The sequence below is a fragment of the Flavobacterium rarum (SeqCode) genome (assembly GCF_965234445.1).
Classification (GTDB): Bacteria; Bacteroidota; Bacteroidia; order Flavobacteriales; family Flavobacteriaceae; genus Flavobacterium; species Flavobacterium rarum.
The window spans coordinates 1-1,196 of record NZ_OZ248500.1; the positions used below are offsets into that span (position 1 = coordinate 1).

Sequence of the window (1,196 nt, forward strand, 5' to 3'; positions counted from 1 at the left end):
GAAAGTAGTAGAATCAGTTGCGCCTACAGCAAGAGAGGCAATTGGTCCTCCAGCGATTGTAGCATTATTATCTGTAACTGTTATGTTTGTTAAGGTGGTGTTTCCTGTATTAGTGATTACGAAGTTATAAGTAACTACATCTCCAATATTAGTAATACCATCATTATTAGAATCAACATAAGTACCATCTTTGGTGATATTGATACTTGGTGTTTGAGTCAAAGGAGTAATGGTACAATCAGGACATTGCGGATCAATTGGACAAGTTGTACAAGGCGTAGGATCAGAAGAAGTATCCGTAACAGATTTATCTTCTGGATCTGTACCCGTAGCAGTTGCCAAGTTGTAAACATAACCGGTATTGATATCGTCTTGAGTAATTACATGACTACCTGAGAATGTAGTAGAATCAGTTGCTCCTACAGCAAGAGAGGCAATTGGTCCTCCTGTAATAACAGCATTGTTATCTATTACGGTTACATTGCTTAAAGTAACGTTTCCAGTATTGGTAACAACAAATTTATACGTTACTACATCACCAACATTTGTAATACCATCATTATTAGAATCAACATAAGTTCCGTCTTTAGTAATGTTGATACTTGATTCAGAAATTACATAAGTGTAGTTCGCTTTACAGCCATTTTTATCTGTAATTTCAACACTATATGTTCCATTTGTCAAGTTTGAAAGATCTTCAGTTGTTGCTCCATTAGACCATAAGAAAGTATAAGGAGTTGTTCCTCCAGAAACAGTAATATTGATAGAACCATTACTACATCCAACACAATTATTGTTGTTTACAATAACCGCTGTTGCACTTAAAGTAGCACTTGGTTGACCAATAGATACAGTACATGTTGTTTTGTATCCTAATTTATCGGTAACAGTAACTGTATGTAAACCTGCGCTTAATCCAGTGGCTTGTTGAGTAGTTTCTCCATTATCCCAAAGATATGTGTAGTCACCATTTCCACCAATAGCCGTTACCGTTGCAACACCATTGCTGTCCCCATAACATTTTGCAGGATTATTTTGAACAATGCTACAAGAAAGTACATCAGGTTGAGTGATGGTCACTTGACAAGTAGTAGTACATCCTTTTGAATCAGTAACAGTCACAGTATGTAAACCTGCATTTAATCCAGTGGCTTGTTGTGTAGTTTCGCCATTATCCCAAGAGTAAGTGTATCCAC

The 1,196-nt window shown here is 36.5% G+C and carries 1 protein-coding gene; it reads right to left on the reverse strand.

Features of this window, described 5'->3' with window-relative positions:
• Positions 1-1,196, reverse strand: a 1,196-nt coding sequence (locus AC8GF4_RS10860; protein WP_506594613.1) for a CLIPPER-2 domain-containing protein, incomplete at both ends; no start/stop codon positions are given.